This window comes from Streptomyces palmae (assembly GCF_004684805.1).
In the GTDB taxonomy this organism is placed as follows: Bacteria; Actinomycetota; Actinomycetes; order Streptomycetales; family Streptomycetaceae; genus Streptomyces; species Streptomyces palmae.
On the sequence record NZ_SRID01000140.1, the window covers coordinates 1 to 16023 of the forward strand.

10 protein-coding genes and 1 pseudogene are annotated in these 16023 nt (G+C 74.2%); 7 read left to right on the top strand and 4 right to left on the bottom strand.

Features of this window, described 5'->3' with window-relative positions; all coding sequences use genetic code 11:
* The first annotated feature begins 260 nt into the window (after positions 1–260).
* The 3 genes from E4099_RS16320 to E4099_RS16330 all read left to right on the top strand — a co-directional run bounded on the left by E4099_RS16320 (position 261) and on the right by E4099_RS16330 (position 7800).
* Positions 261–1823 carry a hypothetical protein gene (locus tag E4099_RS16320; RefSeq protein ID WP_386390045.1) on the top strand — a complete coding sequence of 521 codons (1563 nt, stop codon included), beginning with the start codon at positions 261–263 and terminating at the stop codon, positions 1821–1823.
* Between the two features lie 232 nt (positions 1824–2055).
* On the top strand, positions 2056–2997 hold the full coding sequence (locus tag E4099_RS16325) for a hypothetical protein (RefSeq protein WP_135339795.1): 942 nt from the start codon (positions 2056–2058) through the stop codon (positions 2995–2997).
* 84 nt (positions 2998–3081) lie between these two features.
* A complete protein-coding gene (locus tag E4099_RS16330) occupies positions 3082–7800 on the top strand; it encodes a coiled-coil domain-containing protein (RefSeq protein WP_135339796.1) in 4719 nt (1572 codons plus the stop codon).
* A 387-nt stretch (positions 7801–8187) separates the two neighbouring features.
* On the opposite strand, the pseudogene E4099_RS16335 reads toward E4099_RS16330, so the two are convergent.
* A pseudogene (locus E4099_RS16335) lies at positions 8188–8556 on the bottom strand (hypothetical protein); the annotation flags it as partial.
* 357 nt (positions 8557–8913) lie between these two features.
* Here E4099_RS16335 and E4099_RS16340 point away from each other — a divergent pair.
* The 4 genes from E4099_RS16340 to E4099_RS16355 are packed head-to-tail and all read left to right on the top strand — an operon-like array spanning position 8914 to position 13118.
* Entirely contained in the window at positions 8914–11742 is a 2829-nt protein-coding gene (locus tag E4099_RS16340) for a nitrate- and nitrite sensing domain-containing protein (RefSeq protein ID WP_135339798.1), read from the top strand.
* Complete coding sequence (locus tag E4099_RS16345) at positions 11739–12164, top strand: roadblock/LC7 domain-containing protein (RefSeq protein ID WP_135339799.1); 426 nt, start codon at positions 11739–11741, stop codon at positions 12162–12164. The genes E4099_RS16340 and E4099_RS16345 overlap by 4 nt, the downstream gene beginning before the upstream one ends.
* A gap of 8 nt (positions 12165–12172) precedes the next feature.
* Positions 12173–12544, top strand: a complete 372-nt coding sequence (locus tag E4099_RS16350) for a DUF742 domain-containing protein (protein ID WP_135339800.1) — start codon at positions 12173–12175, stop codon at positions 12542–12544.
* Positions 12525–13118, top strand: a complete 594-nt coding sequence (locus E4099_RS16355) for a GTP-binding protein (RefSeq protein ID WP_135339801.1) — start codon at positions 12525–12527, stop codon at positions 13116–13118. Before E4099_RS16350 ends, E4099_RS16355 begins: the two co-directional genes overlap by 20 nt.
* Before the next feature lie 103 nt (positions 13119–13221).
* Here the strand turns inward: E4099_RS16355 and E4099_RS16360 are convergent, their stop codons facing one another.
* From E4099_RS16360 to E4099_RS16370, 3 genes are all read right to left on the bottom strand, one after another.
* Positions 13222–14412, bottom strand: a complete 1191-nt coding sequence (locus E4099_RS16360; protein WP_135339802.1) for a lipid-transfer protein — start codon at positions 14410–14412, stop codon at positions 13222–13224.
* Positions 14409–14867, bottom strand: a complete 459-nt coding sequence (locus E4099_RS16365; protein WP_135339803.1) for a Zn-ribbon domain-containing OB-fold protein — start codon at positions 14865–14867, stop codon at positions 14409–14411. Before E4099_RS16365 ends, E4099_RS16360 begins: the two co-directional genes overlap by 4 nt.
* 298 nt (positions 14868–15165) lie before the next feature.
* Positions 15166–15978, bottom strand: a complete 813-nt coding sequence (locus E4099_RS16370; protein WP_135339804.1) for a M15 family metallopeptidase — start codon at positions 15976–15978, stop codon at positions 15166–15168.
* Positions 15979–16023 lie beyond the last annotated feature (45 nt).

A 16023-nucleotide genomic window follows, 5' to 3' on the forward strand; every position in this document is an offset into this window, starting at 1 on the left:
AACAACAAACGCCCCCCGAACCCCGTAAACTCCCGCACCCCGAAGCCGCCCAGCCGCCCCACCAGGGGCGCGGGGAACTGCGCGACCAACCACACTCAACCCGCACCGTGCCGACCACGAACACCACCCCGCATCCCGTACACTCCCGCACGGCCCCCGCACGCAAAAGAACGGGTACGCCCCCGCAGGGCCCCCCGCCATCCGGGCCGGAGGCCGCCCGGTTTCGTACGTTGTCGGTCCGACCGCCTACGCTGTGCGACGTGACTTCTGTACCCCCGGGGGCGGCTGCGCCCCAGCTCAACGGGCTGATCCGGCCTGCCCCCGGCCCGGCCGCCGGCGGGCGGCCCGCGCCCGGCCCGGCCGCCGACGAGGGCCTGGCCCGCCGGCTGCGCGCCCTCGCGTGCACCGCGCCGCTGCACGACCTGGACGTCCGCAAGACCAGCCTGGTCGGGGAGTACGGGGTCTACACCATGGCCGAGGTCGCCCTCGCCGCCATCGACCTGGTCACCCTCCACATGGACTTCGACACCGGGGCCGACCACGAGCAGATAGTGACCAGGCTGCTGCCCCGCATCGCCGCCCAGGCCCCCGGACGCCCCGCCACCGAGCACGAGCGGGTCGCCCGATGGGTCCTGGAGAACCTGATCAACGTGGGCAGCGTGGACCGCGGCTTCCGCGTCGTCTACGGCACCTTCGACGCCGACGGCGCGTACGTCCGCCGCGACTACGACTTCAAGCTGATCGAAGAGGTCCCCGGCCCCGGCGGCACCGTCTATCTGCGCACCACCGACGAGGCGGTCAACGTCCTGGTCGGCGCCCTGGACACGGATGTCACCAGCGCCCAGATCGCGGCCGAGGTGAAGCTGGAGGTGCTGATCAACCGCGGCCGGCTGGCGGACGCCCAACTCGCCGCCGAACAGGCCCGCTACCGCACCGTGCAGTACTCCGAGACCCTGCGCAGGACCCTGGACGCCACCCGGCGCAACGTGCGTGCGGTCGACTGGCTGCAGAAGGTCCCGGACATGATCGCCGAGGCCCTGGAGCACGTCGCCGACCGCTACCGCCACGAGAACGCCATTCTCACCAACATCCGGCGGGTCCGCGACGAGGCCGCCTCCGGGGGCGACCCGGAGCACAAGCGGCGCGCCGCCGAGCTGGTCGACATCGTCAAGGACTGCATCCGCCGGCACACCCAGCTCCAGTCCCGGCTGCTGGAGGCTGGCCCGCTGTTCCGCGCCGAGCAGGACCGGCAGGCCTTCGCCACCCCCACCGCCCGCTCCGGCCTCGACCTCTACGGCCAGCTGGTCGCCCCGCTGCTGCCGCTCCCCGTCGAGCAGGCCACCCGGGTCACCGACGCCTTCTTCGCCCGCGGCACCGGGCTGCGCACCCCCGTCTCCCTGCGGGTCGGCGACCTGCTCGAGATGCTGCTCACCCCGCCGGTGGAGCGCGAGCACCTGGGCGCCGAGATGCCCGAGCCCGACCTGATCGCCACCCCCGACGACAGCCGGTTCAGCGAGGAGCAGCTGGCCGTCGCCATGGAACTGCTCGACCTGCCGCCGGACGCCCCCCGCAGGCTCTCCGGCCTGCTCGCCGAGGCCCGGCTGCGCGACCCCGAACTCCCGTACCTGGTCGCCCTGCTGGCGGTGCACGCCGCGAGCCCGCCGGTGGGTACCGCCTACCGGCAGGGCGAGGAGCGGCTGCTGTTCGCGGTGGACGACGGCACCGAGCTCACCGACCCGGAGTTCGGCGGCGCGGACCTGATCGTGGGCACCGCGCTGCTCGACGCCGCCGGCATGGCCGCCGACCGCACGGAGGCCGCCTGATGCCCGCCCGCCGGCACAGGGGTCGCCACCCGCGCCCGATCGCCGTGATCACTCCGCACAGAGGCCGCCCGATGCCCGCCCCCTGGGCCGCCCGCCGGCTCAGGCGCTGTCACCCGCGCCCGATCGTGACGATCGCCCCGCACGGAGGCCGCCTGATGCCCGCCCCTCGGGCCGCCCGCGCCCGCTCGCCGTACCCGATCGCCACCACCCACCGCACCGAGGAGCAGCAGCAGTGACCGAGTACCGCGCCGAAGAGGGCGCGCAGCCGCACCCGGACTCGCCGTACCCGCCGGAGCAGCCGGGCGTTCCCGTCCCGCAGGCACCGGACGGCACGGCGCGCCCGGGCAGCGCACCGGTCACCCCCGCCGACGTGGCCGACGCCGCCCGCCTGGTCGCCTTCGGCCTGCAGCCCAAGCTGCTGCCCGCCCGCGACGCCGACTACGCCGAACTCCTGCGCCGGCACCGCGACGACCCCGCCTTCGCCCGCCTGGCCGACGCCGTCGCCGCCGGCCTGGGGCTGATCGTCCTGGAGGTGTCCACCCGCGCCGGGATGGCGGTCACCGCCGCCGAGGACTCGGTCTTCGCGGTCCGGATGGGCGACTACGCGCGCCGCGCCGCCACCGACTCGGCAGACCGCTTCCTGCACGGACTGGCCCACCTGGCGATCGCCGCGATGGCCTTCCCGCGCCCCGAGGACCTCGCCGACGACGGCTACATCGGCCGGATCACGGTCAACGGCGTCGACGCCTTCGTCCGCCAGGCATGCCGACGGCTGGAGGAGCGCGCCGCCGAACAGGGCGACAACACCGACCCGAGCACCGATGCCCCCGGGCTGGAGGCGGCCTGGCGGGTGTACGCCCGGCGCAGCGCCACCGGAGCCACCAAGGACGCCCGCCGGCTCGCGGGCTCCACCACCGGCATCATCGGCAAGGCCGTCGCCTTCCTCGTCGACTCCGGCTTCCTCCAGCGCACCGGGGACGACGCCGGCGGCGCCTTCCGCACCACAGCCCGCTACCAGCTCCAGGTCCGGGACATGGCCGGCAGCGCCGCCATGGCCGAGCTGCTGGAGCTGGGCATCGTGCCGGTGGCCGACGGCACCCCGAGCCTGCTGCCGCCCGACGACTCCGACGACCTCGAACTGGTCGCCGACGCCGGACTGCCCTTCCACTCCTGAGCCGGGCGCCGCCCCGCCGGCCACCCCGCCGCACGCCACCGCACCACTGTTCCCAACGACCATCGACAACGAGAGTCCGCCGCCATGTACGAGCTGTCCCGGGTCCGCCTCTACTCCATCGGGCCCGCCGGTGCGCGCTACGCCGACACCGTGCTGGACCTGCGCGGAGTCGGCGATCCGGTGCCCAGCCCGGCGCCCGCCCAAGCGGAGTTCTTCGAGGAGGAGCCGATCGGCCCGCCGCGCCGCCCGGCCCCCGCCGGAGTCCTCTTCCTGGAGAACGGCGGCGGCAAGTCCGTCCTGCTCAAGCTGATCTTCTCGGTGATGCTCCCGGGCCACCGCAACACCCTGGGCGGCGCCAGCTCCGGAGTGCTGCGCAAGTTCCTGCTCGCCGACGACTGCGGGCACGTCGCCCTGGAGTGGCAGCACACCGTCACCGGCGAGACCGTCGTGGTCGGCAAGGTCAGCGAGTGGCGCGGCCGGCAGGTCTCCAACGACCCCCGGAAGTTCGCCGAGGCCTGGTACTCCTTCCGGCCCGGCCCCGGCCTGAGCCTGGACTCGCTGCCGGTCGCCGAGTCCACCGCCATGCGCCGCACCGCCGAGGGCGCCTCCGGGGCGCAGGGCCGACGCCGCACCATGAAGGGCTTCCGGGACGCCATCACCGAGGCCGGCAAGGCCTACCCGCACCTGGACGTGGTCTGGGTGGAGATCCACGAGCGCTGGAACGAGCACCTGGGCGAACTCGGCCTGGACCCCGAACTCTTCCGCTACCAGCGCGAGATGAACGCCGACGAGGGCGAGGCCGCCGGACTCTTCGCGGTCAAGAACGACTCCGACTTCACCGACCTGCTGCTGCGCGCCGTCACCGACACCCGGGACACCGACGGCCTCGCCGACCTGGTCCACGGCTTCGCCCACAAGCTGGGCCGGCGCGCCGAACTCACCGCCGAACGCGACTTCACCGCCGGCTCCCTCGACCTGCTGACCCGCATCTCCGAGGCCGCCCAGCGCCGCGGCCAGGCCCGCGAGGTGCACGCCGGCGCCGAGCGCCGCACCCGCGCCCTGGCCCGCCGGCTCTCCGCCCGGGGCGCCGAGGAGCGCGGCCGGGCCGTCGAGCTGGCCCAGTCCGTCGCCGCCGCCGCGCACGCCGTCACCAACGCCGAGCAGGCCCGCGACCAGTCCGCCCGGATCGCCGCCGAACTCGCCTACCGGCACGCCTCGCTGGCGCTGACCGCGGCCGAGAAGGGCGCCGCGGCCCAGCGCCGCGAACTCAACGACGCCCGCACCCTGCACTCCGCCTGGCAGGCCGCCGAGACGGTGCTGCGGCACCGCGCCGCCGCCGACCGCTCCGCGCGGGTCGCCGCCGCCATCCAGGAGGCCGAGCGGGACGCCGCCCCGGCACTCGCCGCACGTGCCAGGGCCGCCGCCGACCTGGTGCGCGCCCTGACCGCCGCGGCCCGGGCCGGCGAGCGGGTCGCCGCCGAGGAGGAGGAGCGCTCCGCCGCCCTCCAGCAGGCCGGCGAGGCCGCCCACCGGGACGCCACCACCGCCGCCACCGAGGCCCAGCGGGCCCGCAGCGAGGCCGAGCACCTGCGCCAGCGGCTCGCCGAGGTGGCCCAGGAGACCGCCGAGGCGGTACGGGCCGGCTGGCTGGACGACTCCGCGCCGGACGCCGATCCGGCCAGGGCCGCGCTGGCCGCCGCGGACGCCGAGAAGACCGCCGTCGCCGCCTGGGACAGCGCCCGCGAGGCCGCCCGGCACAGCGCCGAGCAGGCCCGGGAGCTGGGCGCCGAGCAGTCCCGCGCCGAGCTGGCCGCCGCCCGCGCCGCCGACGCCGCCCAGGCCGCGGAGCACGCCTACGAGGCCGAGCGGCGCGCCGCCGAGTCACTGGGCGCCGAGCCGCGGCTGACCGAACTGCTGGGACTCGCCCACCCCGGCGCCGGCCAGCCCGGCGCGGCCTCCCGTACCGTTCCGGGGCAGCGCGGCCACCAGGCACCGGCCGGCGGCGGCCGGCCCGCCGGTGCCGCCGCCGAGGGCCCGCTCACCGCCGAGGAGTTGGACCGCAACGCCGAGGCCCTGCGCGAACTGCTGGAGGACAGCGTCGGCTCCGCCGAGCGGCAGCTGTTCGACCTGCGCACCGCCGCCGCCGACGACTCCCGCATCCTCGGCGCGCTGGGCGACGGCGGACTGCTGCCGCCCAGCCCCGACGTACTGGCCGCGGTGGAGTACCTCGGCGAGCACGGCATCCCCGCCCTGCCCGGCTGGCGCTATCTGGCCCAGGCCGTGGACCCGGCCGACCACGCCGCGGTGCTCGCCGCCCGCCCGGAGCTGGTGGACGGCGTGGTCATCACCGACCCGGACACCCACGCCCGCGCCCGCGAGGTGCTCGGCAACGCCTCGCTGCTGCCGCGCTCCGCGGTCGCGGTGGGCACCGCCGCCGCGCTGCTGGCCCCCACGCCCCCGCCGGGCTCCGAGGACGGCGCGGTCTTCCTGGTGCCGCCGAACCCGGCCATGCACGACGAACGGGCCGCCGACGACGAGCGTCAGGCACTGCGCCGCCGGGCCACCGCCCGCGACGAGGACATCCGCACCCTGGCCGCCCGGCTGGCCGGGGACCGGACGCTGGCCGCCCGGCTGGCCTCCTGGCGGCAGGGCTGCCCGCCCGGCCGGCTCGCCGAACTGGCCGCCGCGGCCGAGCGGTCCCGGACCGCCGCCGACGAGGCCCAGCAGCACCTGTCCGAGGCCCGCACCCTGCGTGCCGAGGCGGAGGAGACCGCCGCCGAGGCCGCCCGGGTGCGCGAGGAGCGGCAGGAGGCGGCCCAGCGGGCCCGCCGCGCCGCCGACGCGCTGGCCGGGCTGGCCTACCGCCTGCGCGAGCGCGCCGCCTGGCAGACCCGGCTGCGGGAGCTGGCCGACGAGGCCGCCGAGAGCGAGGAGCGCGCCGCGGCCTGCGTGGACCGGGCCCGTGCGGCCGACGAGGACCGCCGCGCCGCCCAGCGCGCGGCCGACGACGCCCACCGCACCGCCCGCGCCCTGCGCGCCGAGCGCGCCGAGATCGCCGGGGTGCCGGACGACCTCGACGAGGAGGAGCAGCCGTCCGGCAGCTCGCTGCCCGCGCTGCGCGAGGCGTACCGGGCGGCCTCCCAGGTGTACGAGAAGGTGGGGGTCGGCGCCGATCTCCGCGCCGAGCAGGCGCGTGCCGAGAGCGATGAGAGCGCCGCACTGGCCGAACTCGACCGGCTCACCAACAAGGTCCGCACCCGGGCCGCCCAGCTGCTGGAGGGCACCGACGGAGCGGACGGCCCCTCCCGGCAGGCCGCCGCGGCCCGCGCCGAGTCACTGGTGCAGATGCTGGAGGGTCGCGCCTCGGCCGCCAGCGAGCAGCTGGGCCGGCTGCGCGGCGAGGCCGAGCGGTTGGCCCCGGCCGACGGCGAGGCCCACACCGAGCTGCCCGAAGAGCAGGTGCCGGCCGACGCCGAGCAGGCCAAGGAGCTGCTGCGCAGCGCCAACGCCGAACTGGCCGCCCGTACCGACGCCCTGGAGACGGCCCGTATCGCGCACACCGACCTGCTGCGCGCCCACCGGGCCGCGGAGGACGCCGCCGGCGGTTTCGACGAGGTCGCGGCCATGCTGCGGGACCTGCTGCGGGACAACCAGGGCGAGCCGGAGGAGCAGTCGGCCGACGCGGAGCGGCCGGAGTCGTACGCCGGATCGCTCGCCGAGGCCCGGCAGGCGGCCGCCGAGGCCCGCCGCTCGCTGCGCGGCTGCGCCGGCGACCTGTCGGCGGCCGAGGCGGCGGTGCGCGAGGCCGGCGACGTGCTGGTGCGGCACGCCAACTCCACCCGCTACGAGCAGGTCCGCACCCCGGCCCGCCAGCAGATCCGCGAACTGCCCGCCGCCGCCCTGCCGGACCACGCCGCGGCCTGGTCCGAGGCGTTCGCCCCCCGGCTGCGGGTGCTCACCGACGAGCTGGCCCAGCTGGAGCGCAACCGCGACAGCATCGTCGACCGGCTGCGCGGCCTGGTCGAGTCCTGTCTGGCCACCCTCCGCTCGGCACAGCGCCTGTCCCGGCTGCCGGAGGGCCTGGGCGAGTGGTCCGGCCAGGAGTTCCTGCGCATCCGCTTCGAGGACCCGGACCAGGCCACGCTGACCGAGCGGCTGGGCGAGGTCATCGACGAGGCGACCCGCGCGGCCGTCCGCAAGAACTCCGACCTGCGCCGGGACGGGATGTCGCTGCTGCTGCGCGGCGTGCACGCGGCCCTGCTGCCGCGCGGGGTGGCCGTGGAGATCCTCAAGCCGGACGCGGTGCTGCGCGCCGAGCGGGTGCCGGTGGGGCAGATGGGCGACGTGTTCTCCGGCGGGCAGCTGCTGACCGCCGCCATCGCCCTGTACTGCACCATGGCGGCGCTGCGCAGCAACGACCGGGGGCGGGACAAGCAGCGGCACGCGGGCACGCTGTTCCTGGACAACCCGATCGGCCGGGCCAACGCCACCTACCTGCTGGAGCTCCAGCGGGCCGTGGCGGACGCCCTGGGCGTCCAACTGCTGTACACCACCGGTCTCTTCGACACCACCGCGCTGGCGGAGTTCCCGCTGGTCATCCGGTTGCGCAATGACGCCGACCTGCGGGCCGGGCTGAAGTACATCAGCGTCGAGGAGCACCTGCGGCCCGGCCTGCCGCAGCAGGACCCGGAGGGCGAGGCGGTGCACGGCCAGATCACCGCCACCCGGATGTTCCGCCGCCCGGACACCCCGGGCGAGGGCCGTCCCGCCCAGGGCGTGGCGGGCGACCAGCCGAAGGTCTGAGTCCCGGGGCTGTCCCGTCCACCCCGCGGGGACGACGGGACAGCCCCGGCCTCCGCGCGGCCTCGGACTCCGTGCCGCCGTAGTCTGGGCCTCGGCTTGGCCGCAACCTCACCCTCGGCATGGCCGAAGCCCCGGCCTGCGCATGACCGCAGCCCTGGCCTCCGCGCGGCCTCGGCTTCGTGTGGCCGCCGCCCGGGCCTCGCGCGACCCAGCCCTGACCTCTGTGTGGCTCACAGCGCTGGCCTCCGCGCGGCCCCAGGCCCTGCGCGGCCGCACCCCAACCCTCCGCATGGCCGAGACCCCAGCCTTGCCGTGGCCGCGGCCCGGGCCTCGGCGCGGCCACACCCCCGGCCCGGCGCGGCCGTTTCCGGCTCAGGCTCCGGACAGCCGCTGCGGGCGGCGCGATTGGCGTACTTGACGAGCGGAGCTACTGGGTGCTGAGACCACCCCGTGCCGCTGCCGCCACACCTGCCGGGTGACCCACACGTCGAGCACCCCCCAGGTGGCCGCCACCACGCTCGCCACCGTGCTCAGCACCATCGGGAAGGCCAGCCAGGAACCGGCCAGCGAGCACAGCAGTGCCACCATCGCCTGCACCAGCGTCACCGCCACGATGATGACCGCGCGAACCGCCGCGGTACGCACCGGATCAGGCAGTCTGTACCGCCGGGCCGGCTCCTCGACCCACAGCGTCCGGACCCGGCCCGGCGGGATGCCGTCCGAGGCCGCACGCGGGATGTCGCGATCCTTGCGCATAAAGTCCTCACCCCTCTCTCTGGGTGCCCCGACCCGCCCCGTTCAAAGCGCCGGACATGGGTCCTATTCCCCCCAGGGCCTCCAGATGGCCCACGAACAACCCTGGTCGAGGGTTCCCCTGGGGAGGGGATTTTCAGCCAGACCTCAGCGGGAGTATGAGCCAGTCATGCGTCCGGGACCTGCCATCGGTCGGGGGGTAAGTCGGGCGATCATCGGACACATCATGATCAACGCTATCGACAGCGTCCCGTCAACAACTGGACACGCCTTCGAGTTTAGGCAGCTCAGGGTAGTAGGCTCGCGCCGCTTGTTGTCGGAACTCCGCCCCCGTGTTTCGGGGTTGACGTTGGGGAGGCCATGCGCTTTCGCGGGAAATCGATCCGCAGGAAGATCGTGGCGCTGTTGCTTGTGCCGCTCGTCTCACTGACGGCAATCTGGGCCTTCGCTACAGTGATCACAGGCCGAGAGGCCATGAAACTGCTGGACGCCGCTGACATCGTGGACGATGTCGGCTCTCCGGTCGAGGAGGCAGTGCAGGCCATCCAGCAGGAGCGCCGCCAGGCGCTGATCTTCCTGGCCGATCCCCAGCAGAGCGAAGTCCTACCACGCCTCCAGGGCCGCCAGCAGAAGACGGACCAGGTGCTGTCCAAGCTGCGCTCCGCGGCCCAGAACAGTGACACGCTCGACAAGATGAGCGATGACGCCAAGCAGCAGCTTGGCGAGATCGTGGAGAAGGCCGACGGCCTGGAGAACCTGCGTCGCAAGGTCGCCAACCGCGGTGTCAGCATCCAGGACACCTACGGCTACTACAGCAGCGTGATCGAGCTCTGCTATATCTTCCGCAGCTCGCTGCACTCGGTGCCCAATGCCGACCTGGACAAGCAGGGACGCGCGCTGGTCGCGATGATCCGTGCCCGTGAGGCGCTCTCCCGCGAGGACGCGCTGTTCATGGTCGCGCTGACCTCGAAGCGCATGAACGCGCAGAGCATGCGGCAGCTCTCGGACCTGATCGCCGAGCGCAACCTGCTCTACGCCACCAGCATGCCGATCCTGCCGGCCTCCGAGCAGAAGATCCTCGCGACGTACCGGCGCACCTCGGCGGTTCCCGAGGCGCTGCGGCAGACCGAGGAAACCATCATGAAGGCCGGGCCCCGGCGCGCACTGCTGGTGATGGACCAGCAGCGCTGGGAGAAGGTCGTCAAGCCGATGCTCGACGACTACACCCGGCTGAACGACGACGCCATGGACCGCTACCGCGACCGCGTGGAGCCTGAGGCCGAGAGCGTTCTGCTGCAGGCGGGCGTGGCCGGCATCCTCGGCTTCCTCGCCCTGGTGGCCTCGATCTTCGTGTCGTTCCGGATCGGTCGGACCCTGATCCGCGACCTGTCCGGGCTCCGCAAGGACGCCCAGGAGGTCGCCGACGTCCGGCTGCCCAAGGTGATGCGCCGCCTCGCCTCGGGCGAACAGGTGGACGTCGAGACCGAGGCGCCCAAGCTGACCTACGGCGACGACGAGATCGGCCAGGTCGGTCACGCGCTCAACACCGTGCAGCGGGCCGCCGTCGAGGCGGCGGTCAAGCAGGCCGAACTGCGGCACGGCATCTCCGAGGTGTTCGTCAACCTCGCCCGCCGCAGCCAGGTGCTGCTGCACCGCCAGCTGACCCTGCTGGACGAGATGGAGCGGCGCACCGAGGACACCGACGAGCTCGCCGACCTCTTCCGGCTCGACCACATGACCACCCGCATGCGGCGGCACGCCGAGGGTCTGGTCATCCTCTCCGGCGCCGCGCCGTCCCGTCAGTGGCGCAAGCCGATCCAGCTGATGGACGTGGTCCGCGCGGCCGTCGCCGAGGTCGAGGACTACGAGCGGATCGAGGTCCGCCGACTGCCGCGACTGGCGGTCAAGGGCCCCGCGGTGGCCGACCTCACCCACCTGATCGCCGAGCTGCTGGAGAACGCCACCGTGTTCTCCCCGCCGCACACCGCGGTCCAGGTGCTCGGCGAGCGCGTGGCCAACGGCTTCACCCTGGAGATCCACGACCGCGGTCTGGGCATGGCTCCGGACGCGCTGATGGAGGCCAACCTCCGGCTGACGGAGACCCCCGACTTCGAGCTGTCCGACACCGACCGGCTCGGTCTGTTCGTGGTCAGCCGGCTCGCCCAGCGGCAGGGTGTCCGGGTCTCGCTGCAGCCGTCCCCGTACGGCGGCACCACCGCGGTGCTGCTCATCCCCGGCAAGCTGCTCAACGACGACGGCGACCCGGGCCAGGACGACCTGGACGCCGAGGGCACCGAGCCCGAGACGGACCTGGCGTTCGAGGGCCGCGGCGCCGACGAGACCGCCACCCTCTTCACCGACCACGCGGCACGCAACTCCTCGCTGCTGGACGCCCCGGTGGAGCTGGAGGAGTCGGTCGCCCGGTTCGCCGCCCAGCAGACGCCCATGGACGCACTCGTCGACGATGACGACGACGAGGCCGGCGGCCTGTTCCGCAGCCGCGGCCTGACGCCGGGGCAGCCCGGTGACCGGACCCCGGGCCCCGCCATCCACGCGGTCCCGCCGGTCCACCAGCTGCCGCAGCCGCCCGCCGAACAGCACCAGCAGGTGCCCGACGGAGGACAGCCCACGCACCCCTCCGGGCCCGACCCGCTGCCCCGCCGGGTGCCGCCGACCCTGGTCTCCGACAACGGACGTCCGGTCGGTGGACAGCGCCCCGGGGGCCGGCACGCGGCCCCGCGCCGGGAGCCCGAGCAGAGCTGGAACCAGCGCGCCGACCAGTCGGCACCGGCTCAGCAGCAGCACGGCTGGAACCAGCAGCCGCAGGCCCCCCAGCAGCAGACGGCTCCGCAGCCGCAGTCGGCCACGCCGACCTGGGCCGCTGACGCCGGCCGCGCCGCGGAGCCCCAGGAGCGCACCATGCCCACCCAGAACAGTCAGCCGCCGGGGCTCCCGCGCCGTGTGCGACAGGCGAGCCTCGCCCCGCAGTTGAAGAAGGAACCCGAGCCGCAGGTCGAAGCGGAGCGGTACCCTGCCGAGACCGATCCCGAGCGCGATGCCGAGCAGGCGCGGGCCACCATGGCCTCGCTCCAACGGGGCTGGCAGCGCGGTCGGCGGCAGACCTCCGACACATCCGGGGGTCAGGCGCAGACAGCACCTGGAACGAACTACGAGGGGGACGGTCGATGACCGCACCGAACGCCGCAGCTCGCAACATATCTGCGAGGTCGGGCGAGTTGAACTGGCTGCTCGATGAACTGGTCGGCCGGGTAGCCAGCATCCGCAAGGCCCTGGTGCTCTCCGGGGACGGGCTGCCCACCGGTGGTTCGCGCGACCTCTCCCGCGAGGACGCGGAGCACCTGGCCGCCGTGGCCTCGGGCTTCCACAGCCTGGCCAAGGGCGTGGGCCGGCACTTCGACGTCGGGCGGGTCCGGCAGACGATCGTGGAGCTGGACGACGCCTTCCTGTTCGTCACCGCGGCCGGCGACGGCAGCTGTCTGGCTGTGCTCGCCGACGCGGACTCGGATGTCGGCCAGGTGGCATACGAGATGACACTTCTGGTCAAGCGAGTGGGCGTGCACCTGGGCACGGCCCCGCGCTCCGGCGGGTGACGGGGTTTATGACCCAGGATGGCTGGTTCGACGACGCGGCGGGCCCGGTGGTCCGGCCGTACGCGATGACGCGTGGGCGTACCCGCAGCGCCGCCGATGGCAAACTCGACCTGATCGCCGTCGTCGTCGCCGACCGGCACACGGTCGCCGACCAGACACTGTCTCCCGAACACGTCGACATCGTCGAACTGAGCAGGGAGAACCCCCTGTCCGTCGCTGAACTCTCCGCCGAACTCGACCTGCCGGTCGGGGTGGTGCGGGTGCTCATCGGGGACCTGCTGCACGCCGCACTCGTCCGAGTGTCCCGGCCCGTACCTCCGGCAGAGCTGCCGGACGAGAGGATTTTGCGCGAGGTGATCAATGGTCTACGGGCACTCTGACCGTGGCCCTGCCCAGGTAGTCGATCCGGTTACGCTCAAGATCCTGGTGGCGGGCGGGTTCGGCGCGGGCAAGACGACCTTGGTGGGCGCGGTCAGCGAGATCAAGCCGCTGCGCACCGAGGAGTTGCTCAGCGAGGCCGGGCGACCGGTCGACGACCTGGCGGGCGTGGAGAACAAGCGCACCACCACCGTCGCCATGGACTTCGGCCGCATCACGCTCCGCGAGGACCTGGTGCTGTACCTCTTCGGGACTCCCGGACAGGACCGCTTCTGGTTCCTGTGGGACGAGCTGTCCACCGGCGCGCTGGGAGCGGTCGTCCTGGCCGACACCCGGCGGCTCCAGGACTGCTTCGCGGCCGTGGACTACTTCGAGCGGCGCGGCATCGCCTTCACGGTGGCCGTGAACTGCTTCGACCGCGCCGCCCGCTACCCCGAGGAGACGGTGCGCGAAGCGCTCGACCTGGACCCGCAGACCCCTGTGATCCTGTGCGACGCGCGGGAGCGGGAGTCCGTGAAGGAGGTCCTGATCTCGGTCGTCGAGCACGCGATGATGGTGTCGGCGACCAGGCGCTGACCCGTGGTCGTCCGCCCCTCGCCGCCGGCTTCCCGCCGGCGGCGAGGGGCTTTCGCGTCTCTTCGCCGATGGCGCGCGCCGGTCGCCCGTCCCGCCGCCCGGGTCAGCGGACCGCCACCACGGCCGAGCCGTGTCCGAACAGGCCCTGGTTCGCGGTGATCCCGGTGCGCGCCCCGGGCACCTGGCGCCGGTCCGCCTGGCCCCGCAGCTGCCAGGTGAGCTCGCAGACCTGGGCGATCGCCTGCGCGGGCACCGCCTCCCCGAAGGAGGCCAGCCCGCCGCTGGGGTTGACCGGGATCCGGCCGCCCGGCCCGGTGGCGCCGGTCCGCAGCAGCGCGGCGGCCTCCCCGGGCGCGCACAGCCCCAGGTCCTCGTACCACTGCAGCTCCAGCGCGGTGGACAGGTCGTACACCTCGGCCAGCGAGAGGTCCTCGGGGCCGATCCCGGCCTCCTCGTAGGCCGCGCCGGCGATCGACTCCCGGAAGCTCCGCGGCGCCGGCGGCAGCGCGGCGGCCGAGTCGGTGGCGATGTCCGGGAGGTCCAGGGCGGGCTGCGGATACTCCGGAGTGACGGTGGAGACGGCCCGGATCCGTACCGGCCGGCCGGCGCCGTGCCGGCGCGCGAAGTCCAGGCTGGAGAGCACCAGGGCGGCGCCGCCGTCCGAGGTGGCGCAGATGTCCAGCAGCCGCAGCGGATCGGCCACCAGGGGAGAGGCGGCGACCTCGGCGGCGCTGACCGGCGTGCGGTAGCGGGCGTACGGATTGGCGGCGCCGGCGATCGCGTTCTTCACCTTGACCAGAGCGAAGTCCTCGGGGGTGTCGCCGAACAGGGCCATTCGGCGGCGGGCGTAGAGCGCGAAGTAGGCGGGGTTGGTGGCACCGAGCAGCCGGAAGCGCAGCCAGTCGGGGTCCTCCGGCCGCTCGCCGCCGGCCGGCGCGAAGAAGCCCTTGGGCGCGGCGTCCGCCCCGACCACCAGGACCACCTCGCACAGCCCGGCCAGGATCTGGGCGCGGGCCGCCGCGATGGCGTGCGCCCCGGAGGCGCAGGCCGCGTACACACTGAGCACCCGGGCGCCGCGCGCCCCCAGCGCCCGGGCGAAGGTGGCGCCGGCCACCTGGCCCGGGTAGCCGCCGCGCACGGTGTTGGCCCCCACCACGGAGGGGATGGCCGACCAGTGCAGTCCGGCATCCGTGAGCGCGGCCCGGGCGGCGGCCACCCCGTAGTCGGTGAAGCCGCGCCCCCACTTGCCCCAGGGATGCATTCCGGCGCCGAGCACCGCCACATCGCCGGTCATCCGCGGTCCCAACCCACCGGGCGCCAGTGCCAGGTCGTCCAGGTGCGCTCGGCGTCCTCGTACAGCACCCCGGGGACCACCTCCATCTCCCGGCCGACCCGCAGGTCGGCCGGGGTGACGCCGGGCGCGCCCTGGCCGAGCACCACCATGCGCTCGGCGGCCAGCTCGACCGCGACCAGGGTGTAGGGGCGCCAGGGGAGCAGCGGATCGGAGGGGTACGGTGCGGGCGGCCGGTAGCGGCCGTCGGTGTAGGACCACACCCGGCCGCGGCGGGACAGCGCGACCCCGGTCAGCTCGGTGCCCGCGCACCGGGGGTTGCGGCAGCAGGTGTCCTCGCGCGGGAAGAACACCGCGGCGCAGGTCCGGCAGCGGGTGCCGATGAGATGGAAGTCGGCCTCGGTGGCGGGATGCTCGGTGAACCAGCCGGACACCACCGGCGTACGCGTGCGCGCCACGGCCCCTCCCGACGGCTCTTCCGGTATTCTGACGGAGCGTCAGGAGTCTAGGCGGGGCGTCCCGCGAACGGAAGACCGCCTTTTGTTGAAAGTGCCGCAACCGGCCGGGCCGCAACTGCGTCCAGTTGAAGTGACCGGCCCTGGCGGGGCTTACGGGGGTGGCTCCGCCGGGCCGGTCTCTGCTGGTCAGCCGCCGTGCCGCGGGCGGCGGCAGCAGCCGGAACGCCGCGGCTCGTCCCGCTCCGCGAACGAGACCGTCCCGGGATGCGGTCCTGCCGGCCGGCTGGTCAGCGCTCTGTCAGTGCCCGGTCAGCGAGCGCCGGGAGATCGGGAAGTCGAAGTACCGGTCCGGAAACGCCTCCGGCTGGTACGTGAAATGCCACCACTCCTCCGGCAGGTTGACGAAGCCCTCCCGCTCCAGGGTGCCCTTGAGCAGCGTCCGGTTGGCCCGCTGCGCCCCCTGGATCCTGGGGTCCTCGGTGTGCGCGAGGGTGTCGAAGCAGTCGAAGCCGGTGCCCATGTCCACCGAGTTGTCGGGGAAGCGCTCCTCCCGCGGCCCGTAGCAGGGCTTCAGCGGCTCACCGGGCACATAGTCGCGGGTGGGGGCGGCCGGCAGCTTCACCAGGGTCAGATCGAGGGTGCTGCCCCGGCTGTGGCCGGACTTGGCGGCGATGTACCCGTCCTCGAAGAGCCGGGTCTTGTCGACCCGCGGATAGAACTCCGCCTTCATCGCCTGGTCGTCCAGGTCCTCGGCCCAGTCCACGAAGTCGTCCACGGCCCGCTGCGGCCGGTAGCAGTCGTACACCTTCAGCGAGTAGCCCAGCGGCAGCAGGGCGCGCTGCGCCCGGTGCAGGGCCCGCGCGGCGGGCTGGGTGAGCAGGCAGAGCGGTCTGCGGTAGCCGTCGATCCGGTGGCCGGTGAAGTTGTGCACGGTGGCGTAGCGGATCTCCTGGAGGATCGTCGGATCCACATCGCTCAGCGCGACGAACTCCTTCGGCGCCTTGGGCTCGGGACGGGCCTGGGCCGGGGCCGGCGAGGCGAGGGCCAGCAGGGCGGCGACGGGAAGGGCGAGAGCGCGCAGAACGGCGGCGCGTCGTGGGAAATGTGGCATGCCCCTTTCACATACCAGTCCGCCCCCCGGCCCACAACCGCCGCC

What these genes read in the sequence shown, in the direction of transcription:
- E4099_RS16330 (WP_135339796.1), top strand. Translation starts at nt 3,082, where the DNA reads ATGTACGAGCTGTCCCGGGTCCGCCTCTACTCCATCGGGCCCGCCGGT.
- E4099_RS16340 (WP_135339798.1), top strand. Translation starts at nt 8,914, where the DNA reads ATGCGCTTTCGCGGGAAATCGATCCGCAGGAAGATCGTGGCGCTGTTG.
- E4099_RS16345 (WP_135339799.1), top strand. Translation starts at nt 11,739, where the DNA reads ATGACCGCACCGAACGCCGCAGCTCGCAACATATCTGCGAGGTCGGGC.
- E4099_RS16350 (WP_135339800.1), top strand. Translation starts at nt 12,173, where the DNA reads ATGACCCAGGATGGCTGGTTCGACGACGCGGCGGGCCCGGTGGTCCGG.
- E4099_RS16355 (WP_135339801.1), top strand. Translation starts at nt 12,525, where the DNA reads ATGGTCTACGGGCACTCTGACCGTGGCCCTGCCCAGGTAGTCGATCCG.
- E4099_RS16360 (WP_135339802.1), bottom strand. Translation starts at nt 14,412, where the DNA reads ATGACCGGCGATGTGGCGGTGCTCGGCGCCGGAATGCATCCCTGGGGC.
- E4099_RS16370 (WP_135339804.1), bottom strand. Translation starts at nt 15,978, where the DNA reads ATGCCACATTTCCCACGACGCGCCGCCGTTCTGCGCGCTCTCGCCCTT.